4 protein-coding genes are annotated in these 7,858 nt (G+C 71.4%); 3 read left to right on the forward strand and 1 reads right to left on the reverse strand.

Features of this window, described 5'->3' with window-relative positions:
• Positions 1-67 precede the first annotated feature (67 nt).
• Both IJH84_RS14295 and IJH84_RS14300 read left to right on the forward strand, forming a co-directional pair.
• Complete coding sequence (locus IJH84_RS14295; RefSeq protein ID WP_295145181.1) at positions 68-2,380, forward strand: molybdopterin-dependent oxidoreductase; 2,313 nt, start codon at positions 68-70, stop codon at positions 2,378-2,380.
• Between the two features lie 441 nt (positions 2,381-2,821).
• Complete coding sequence (locus IJH84_RS14300) at positions 2,822-6,022, forward strand: arabinosyltransferase domain-containing protein (RefSeq protein WP_295145191.1); 3,201 nt, start codon at positions 2,822-2,824, stop codon at positions 6,020-6,022.
• A gap of 184 nt (positions 6,023-6,206) precedes the next feature.
• Here the strand turns inward: IJH84_RS14300 and IJH84_RS14305 are convergent, their stop codons facing one another.
• On the reverse strand, positions 6,207-6,842 hold the full coding sequence (locus tag IJH84_RS14305) for a glycoside hydrolase family 25 protein (protein WP_295145184.1): 636 nt from the start codon (positions 6,840-6,842) through the stop codon (positions 6,207-6,209).
• 203 nt (positions 6,843-7,045) lie between these two features.
• Here IJH84_RS14305 and IJH84_RS14310 point away from each other — a divergent pair, with 203 nt between their 5' ends.
• Complete coding sequence (locus IJH84_RS14310) at positions 7,046-7,795, forward strand: SDR family oxidoreductase (RefSeq protein WP_295145187.1); 750 nt, start codon at positions 7,046-7,048, stop codon at positions 7,793-7,795.
• Positions 7,796-7,858 lie beyond the last annotated feature (63 nt).

Raw genomic sequence — 7,858 nt, forward strand, 5'->3', positions numbered from 1 at the left:
GACCCGGCGCCTACCGGCACCCGCGGCCCAGCCCGGCCCCGCACCGAGCACAACTAGATTCGGCGGCATGAGTTCCTGGCGGTCCACGACCTCGCACTGGGGTGCCTACCGCGCCCGCGTCGACCCGGACGGCGCGCTGGAGATCGGCCCGCACCCGGCCGATCCGGCCCCGTCCGAGCTGCTCGGCAACGTCGCGACCGCGGTGCACCACGCCACCAGGGTCGAGCGCCCGGCGATCCGGCGCGGTTGGCTCGAAGGCGGCGCCGATCCCTCGGATCGACGCGGTCGCGAGGAATTCGTCTCCGTGGACTGGGACACCGCGCTCGACCTCGTCGCGGGCGAGCTGCGCCGGATCCGCGAACGGCACGGCAACGAGGCGATCTACGGCGGCTCCTACGGCTGGTCGAGCGCCGGGCGCTTCCACCACGCGCAGTCCCAGCTGCACCGCTTCCTGAACACCATCGGCGGCTACACCGCGTCCCGGAACACCTACAGCTTCGGGACTTCATCGGTGCTGCTGCCGCACCTGGTCGGAGACGCGGGCACGTACCTGCACCGCGGCGAGAGCTGGCAGACCATCCGCGAGCACACCGACCTCGTCGTCGCATTCGGCGGTATGCCGCCGAAGAACGTGCAGATCAGCCCGGGCGGTGTCACCGAGCACAGCACGTCGCGGACGCTGGCCGATTGGGATTCCCGCGGCGTGCAGCTGGTGGTGGTCAGCCCGCTGCGCAGCGACCTGCCGGACTCGGCGCGGACCGAGTGGCTGCCGGTGCGCCCGGCCACCGACGTCGCGCTCATGCTCGGCATCGCGCACACGCTGCTCACCGAGGGGTTGCACGACGAGGAGTTCCTCGCCCGCTGCACGGTCGGCTTCGACCGGTTCGCCGACTACCTGCGCGGCGCGGACGGTCCGGAGCGGGACGCGGAGTGGGCCGCCGGGCTGTGCGACGTGCCCGCCGACGAGATTCGGGCGCTGGCCCGCCGGATGGCCGCAGGGCGCACCTTGGTGACGGTGAGCTGGTCGCTGCAGCGCATCGAGCACGGCGAACAGCCGCTGCACGCGGGCCTGGCGCTGGCGGCGATGCTCGGTGGAATCGGACTGCCGGGCGGCGGATTCGGCCACGGCTACGGCTCCAGCGGCGACGTCGGCGACCCCGGCCCGCTGCTGCCGCTGCCGACGTTGGCGCAGGGCACCAACCCGGTCGAGACGTTCATCCCGGTGGCGCGGATCGCCGACATGCTGCTGCACCCCGGCGAGACCTACGACTACGACGGGCAGCGGCTGACCTACCCGGACATCCGCGCGGTGTACTGGGCGGGCGGCAACCCGTTCCACCACCACCAGGACCTCAACCGGCTGCGGCGGGCGTTCCAGCGGCCGGACACGGTGATCGTGCACGAACCGCACTGGACGGCCACCGCGCGGCACGCCGATGTCGTGTTGCCGGTGACGAGCACGCTGGAACGCGCGGACATCGGCGCTGGCAGGCGGGACACCAGGCTGATCGCCATGCACCGGGTGCTGGATCCGGTCGGGCGGGCCCGCGACGACCACGACATCTTCGCCGCGCTGGCCGAGCGGCTCGGTACCGGTGCGGCGTTCACCGAAGGCCGCACGTCGCAGGAATGGCTCGAACACCTCTATTCGGACTGGCGGGACCGGATGCTGGAGCAGGGCCACGAGGCGCCGGCGTTCGCCGAGTTCTGGGCGGCGGGCGAACACGTGCTGCCGCAACGCGACCGGCCCACCCCGCTGGCCGAATTCCGCGCGGACCCGTCAGCGCATCCGCTGGCCACGCCCAGCGGCCGGATCGAACTGCGCTCCGCGACCATCGCCGGATTCGGCCTGCCGGACGTGCCCGGGCACCCGGTGTGGCGCGAACCGGCAGACGGTCTGCACGACGCGCGCCTGCCGCTGCGGCTGATCGCCCACCAGCCGCGTACCCGGCTGCACGGGCAAGGGGACGTCGGCGCGCTCAGCCGCTCGTCGAAGATCCGGGGCCGCGAGCCGCTGCGCCTGCACCCGGCCGACGCGCGCGGCCGCGGCATCGCCGACGGCGACGTGGTGCGCGTGTTCAACGACCGCGGCGCTTGTCTGGCCGGAGCACTGCTGACCGAGGACGTGCTGCCCGGCGTCGCGGTGCTGGCGACCGGGGCCTGGTACGACCCCGTGGACCACCCGGGGCAGCCCGGCGGCTCCTGGTGCGTGCACGGCAATCCGAACGTGCTCACCCCCGACCGGCCGACCTCGGCGCTGTCGCAGGGCTGCGCCGGGCAGCAGACCCGCGTGCAGGTGGAGCCGTTCGAGGAAGAACCACCGCCGCTGAACCACGACCGGCCACCCCGGATCGCCGCGGAAACGCCCGAGAGCGGCTGAACGAACGCCGCCCTGGCATTTCCCCGCGCCCGGTATCGCCGGTGTTGCCGCGAAACAGGACTTTCCCGCGGCAACGCCGACAAGCCGCGGCGAAGATATCGGTGCCGATCGCGCGCATCGGCATCACACCGGGTGATCATGGCTGGCCGCGGCGCGGGCGGAGCCCGGCGAAACCGGAAATCGAACTGCGATGCGACGTCATTCCGGTCACCGGTTGATCACAGGACACTGAGAAGAACCTGAGTTCGTTCGTCGATTCCGGCGGCCGCTTCGTCGAGCCGTGTGGCGCCTCCAACACGACGGCCAATGCTCCGCCGAGCCCGCAACGGCGGCGACTATTCTCCGGGCGTGCTCAATGCGGAGAAAGATGACACCGATCAGGCGACGGCGGATTCCGCGCCGCCCTCGGAGGCCGCCGCCGAGAGCCGCCCGCGCCGGCCGCTGCGGCGGCTGAAGCTGCTGGCGACGCTGTTCGGCCTGCTCGGCACCGTGCTGTCGCTGGCCGTGCCGTTCCTGCCGGTGACCCACGAGATCACCACGCTGCGCTGGCCCACCGCCAGCGGCACCACGCCGGTGTCGGCTCCGCTGGTCACGTTCTCCCCGGTCTGGCTGGACGCCCAGATCCCGTGCTCGAGCGCGCAGGACCTCGACGCGCGCACCAACGGTCCGGCGACGCTGCTGAGCACCAACCCGCCGGACTCCGACTACGGCAGGCTCACCGGGCTGACGCTGCAGGTCGACAACGGCCTGATCACGCTGCTGACCCAGGGCAAGCAGATCAACACGGTGCCGATCCCGGCGGGCGGGTGCGCGCTGGACCTGCATTCCGACGCCGTCGGGTTCAAAGCCCGCGTCGGGGACAACGTGCTCACCAACATCGCCGGTGATCACCGTCCACAGTTGACCGGGATCTACTCGGACCTCAACGCGCGCACCGACCAGGTCGACGGGCTCTCGTTCGAGGCCCAGGTGGACAACCGCTTCGAGAGCTCGCCGACCGCGCTGAAGCTCGCGGTGATCGCGCTGGCGCTGGTGGCCTTCGTCGCTTCGGTGGTGTGCCTGCGCAAGCTGGACACCCGCGCCGGGCGGCGACCACCGCGCTGGGTGCAGCCGGGATGGTGGAAACCGACGCTGCCGGACGTCGCGGTGATCGGCTCGCTGCTGATCTGGTGGCTGATCGGGGCGATGAGCTCCGACGACGGCTACACGATGGCGATCGCGCGAGCGCGTGAGAGCGCGGGCTACATCAGCAACTACTACCGCTGGTTCGCCAACCCGGAAGCGCCGTGGGGCTGGTTCTACGAGGTCTACGCGCTGTGGGTGAAGGTCTCCACGGCCATTCCGTGGATGCGGCTGCCCGCGCTGCTGATGGCGCTGGTGAGCTGGATGCTGATCAGCCGCGAAGTGCTGCCCCGGCTCGGCCAGCAGGTCCGCCGCAGCCAGGCCGCGGGTTGGGCCGCGGCCGCGGTGTTCCTCGCGTTCTGGCTGCCGTACAACAACGGCCTGCGCTCCGAGCCGGTCATCGTGGTGTTCTCGCTGGCCGCGCTCTGCGCGGTCGAACGCGCGGTGGCCACCAGCCGGTTGATGCCCGCCGCGCTCGGGCTGGTCGTGGCAGCGCTCGCGGTCGGTGCCGGGCCGCACGGGATCGTCGCCGTGCTGCCGTTCGTGGCCGCGCTGAAACCGCTGCTGAAGCTGCTGGGCAGGCGGGTGAAGGAGTTCGGCTGGCTACCGGTGCTGGCGCCGATCTCGGCGGCCGGGTTCGTGGTGCTGAACCTGCTGGTGTGGGACCAGACCTGGCAGACGATCTCCGAGGCGACCTCGCTGAAGATCGACCTCGGGCCGAGCGAGAAGTGGTACCAGGAGCTGAACCGCTACAACATGCTGTTCAGCCCGATCCCGGACGGTTCGCTGACCCGCCGGTTCCCGGTGCTGCTGGTGATCCTCTGCCTGGTGACCTGCGCGGTGGTGCTGCTGCGGCGCAACCGGATCCGCGGTGCCGCGCTCGGGCCGAGCCGCCGCCTGCTGGCGGTGGCGGGCATGTCGTTCGTGGCGCTGGCGATGACGCAGACCAAGCACACCCACCACTTCGGGATCTTCGCGGCCGTCGGTGGCGCGCTGGCCGCGCTGACCGCGTTGGCGACGAGCACCACCGTGTTGCGCTCGCGGCGCAACCGGGCGGCGTTCTTCTCCGGGCTCATGGTGATCTGCGCGTTCTCGGCCACCGGGCCGAACGCCTGGTGGTACGTGTCCGGGTGGGGAGTGCGCTGGTCCGAGGAAACGCCGAAGATCGGCGGTTACGAGGCCAGCACGCTGCTGCTTGCGGTGGCGCTGATCGCTGCGATCATCGCGTTCGTCGAGCACGTGCGGGCGGACAAGCGGCTCGCGCCGCCGGGCGGGGTGGAGCACCGCAGCCGCGCGCTGCGCCTGGGTACCGCGCCGTTGTCGCTGTTGTGCGCGTTGCTGATCCTCAGCGAGCTGGCCGCGTTCGGCGCGGCGGTCGAAAAGCGCGCCGGTGGCTACAGCCTCGGCGGGGACAACATCAACGCGATGACCGGCGGCAGCTGCGGGCTGTCCGACTACGTCTACGCGGAGACCAACCCGCAGGCCGGGATGCTCAAGGTCGCCGACAAGCAGCCGGCGAAGGCGGCTCCGGCGGTCGATCCGGACGTGCCGGTGCCGTCGAACCGGCTGGAGGGCGAGGAATCGCCCGAGGACTACCTGAACGCGAAGCTCACCGGCTTCAACCGCTCCGGCCTGCCGCCCGGCAACGGCACCACCACCGAAGAACCGGACTGGAAGCCGCCGTACCAGTTCGGCGGGGACAACGCTCCGGTGTGGGGCAGCTACACCCAGCGCGGCACCGGCGAACTGCGCACCCAGTGGTACGACGTGCCGCAGCGCGCGGCCAGCGGTGAAGTGCCGATCGTGCTGGCGATGGCCGGCATCGAGGGCGGGGCCAACTCGCTGGCGGTGGAGTTCGGCAAGGACAGCCCGGAGGGCTTCCAGATCACCGACCGTCGCTACCTGCTGCAGCCCGGCGGGCCGAACTGGCGGGACAAGCGGCTGGTCGTGGACGGCAAGGCCGAGGGCACCACGAAGATGCGCATCGTCGCCGTGGACCAGTCGGTGTCCCCGCGCGGCTGGCAGGCGGTCAGCGCACCCCGCGCGCCGCAGCTGACGAACATGACCGACGTGGTCGGCGACAGCCCGACGTTCGTGGACTGGTCGGCCGCGTTCGTGCACCCCTGCCTGCAACTGTCCGGTCTGAACAACGGCATCGCCGAGATGCCGCGGTTCCGCGTCGCGGGCGGTGCGGGCGTGCGCGCCATCGGCCAGGGCTGGTCGTCGCCGGACAAGGGCGGGCCGTTCGGCTGGATGAACGTCACCGCGAGCATGCGGGAGCTGCCGACGTACATGAAGGACGACCTCAACCGCGATTGGGGCACGCTGTACGCGGTCGACCCGTACGAACCGAGCGCACTGCCCGCGGAGGCGGCGATGCGCACGCACCAGGAAACCCATTGGGGCACCTGGACGCCCGGCCCGCTGCCGCGGACCGTCTCGCTGCCCGGCGACGTGCCCAGTTCCGACGACCGCAACGACATCCGGCCGCTGGACGCGGGCACCGGCAGCGACAACTAGCGCCGCGCGCGAGGGCGCGGACTGATCGCAGCTAGAGGACCGTTCGCCCATCCGCATTGGGCGAACGGTCCGTTCGTTCCACGGACGATCGCTCCCGGCGGATGACGCTCGCGCGCAGTCCGAGTGAACGGCCTGTTCGTCCAGTCTATTGGGACCAACAGTCCGTTCACTCCAGGGCTTCGGCCTAGCCGAGCAGGGCCGCGAGCTCCTCGCGGGTGCCGCGGAAGGCGTTCGCGTCCACCGGGGACTGCTCGGCCACGGTCGCGGAGCTGGTGAACTGCAGGACGGCCACACCCAGGCCGCCGTAGCCGCCCCACTGCGCGTCGTAGAAGTCGCGGTAGCGCTCGTAGATCTCGCTGGCGTAGCCGCCTTCGTTGCTCGCGTAGCGCGAGTACCACAGCGCGGGCAGCCCGGTCAGGTCCGGCGAGCCGATCTGCTCCCAGTACCAGCGCGGCAGGTACAGCAGCGGGGAGCGGTACCCGGCCGCCACCAGCCGCCCGATGATGTCGCGGGACAGGTCGGCCCCGCCTCCGCCGTCCTCCACGTCGAGGATCACCGGCACGTCGGCGGGCACGGTCGCGGTGATGTGCGCGGTCTGCGCCTCGGCGCTGGAATCGCCGCGCTGGTAGTGGTACGCGGCCACCAGCAGCCCGGCGGCGCGTCCTGCTTCGAGGTTGGCGCCGAACCGGGAGTCGACGAACGAGCTGCCCTCGGTGGCCTTGAAGAACGCGAAGTCGAACCCTTCCGCCCGGGTGCGGGCCAGGTCGAACGCGCCTTGGTGGTGGGAGATGTCGATGCCGTAGAGCACAGCGGGCCTCACCTAGGAAGAGTTTGCGGATGGTGCGCGGATCGCCGTTGGTCAGGACTTGCGATCAAGCTAGCGGATCGGGCGTGCCGGGTGGGGCGTTTCGGAGGATTCGGACCGAAATGACCGGTGCGCGGAGACCGCGAGCCCCCAGGTTGGCCCACTGCCGACCGGGTTTCTTAGGGTTATCGCGCAGGTAGTCGAGCAGGGGAGTTCACGTGGCACAGACCGCCGTGGTGACCGGAGCGAGCAGTGGGATCGGTGCGGCGACCGCCCGCAGGCTGGCAGCGGATGGTTACGACGTGGTGGTGGCGGCCCGCCGCCAGGACCGGCTGGAGTCGCTGGCCGCCGAGATCGGCGGACGCGCGCTGGCGCTGGACGTGACCGACAAGGACTCCGTGGCCGCGTTCGCCGCCGAGTTGGACGACTGCGCCGTGCTGATCAACAACGCCGGTGGCGCGTGGGGTTCGGAGTCGGTCGCCGAGGGCCACGCCGAGGACTGGCAGCGGATGTTCTCGGTCAACGTGCTCGGCGTGCTGCACGTGACCCAGGCGCTGCTGCCGCTGCTGCGCGCCGGGGGTGGCGGCACGATCGTGAACCTGACCTCGACCGCCGCGTACGTGAACTACGAGGGCGGCGGCGGTTACAGCGCCGCCAAGCACGGCGCGCACGCGCTGACCGAGACGCTGCGGCTGGAGCTGGCGGGCGACCCGGTGCGGGTGATCGAGATCCAGCCGGGGATGGTGCACACCGACGAGTTCTCGGTGAACCGCTTCCGCGGTGACCAGGACAAGGCCGACGCGGTCTACGAGAACGTGGACCGGCCGCTGACCGCCGATGACGTCGCCGGGGTGATCCAGATGACGGTGGCGCAGCCGCTGCACGTCAACGTTGATCGCCTGGTGCTGCGTCCGGTGGCGCAGGCCGCGCAGCACAAGGTGCACCGCGGCCCGCTGTTCGAGGACTGATCCCGGGAGCCCGCCCGAAGCGGCCGGCGGCTCAGTCGCCGGTCCGCTCGCGCGCCGCGTAGC

Origin of the sequence: Saccharopolyspora sp., assembly GCF_017434145.1 — a bacterium.
GTDB classification, from domain to species: domain Bacteria; phylum Actinomycetota; class Actinomycetes; order Mycobacteriales; family Pseudonocardiaceae; genus Saccharopolyspora_C; species Saccharopolyspora_C galaxeae.

Coding starts and splice junctions, on each gene's coding strand:
- IJH84_RS14295 (WP_295145181.1), top strand. CDS start 68: ATGAGTTCCTGGCGGTCCACGACCTCGCACTGGGGTGCCTACCGCGCC.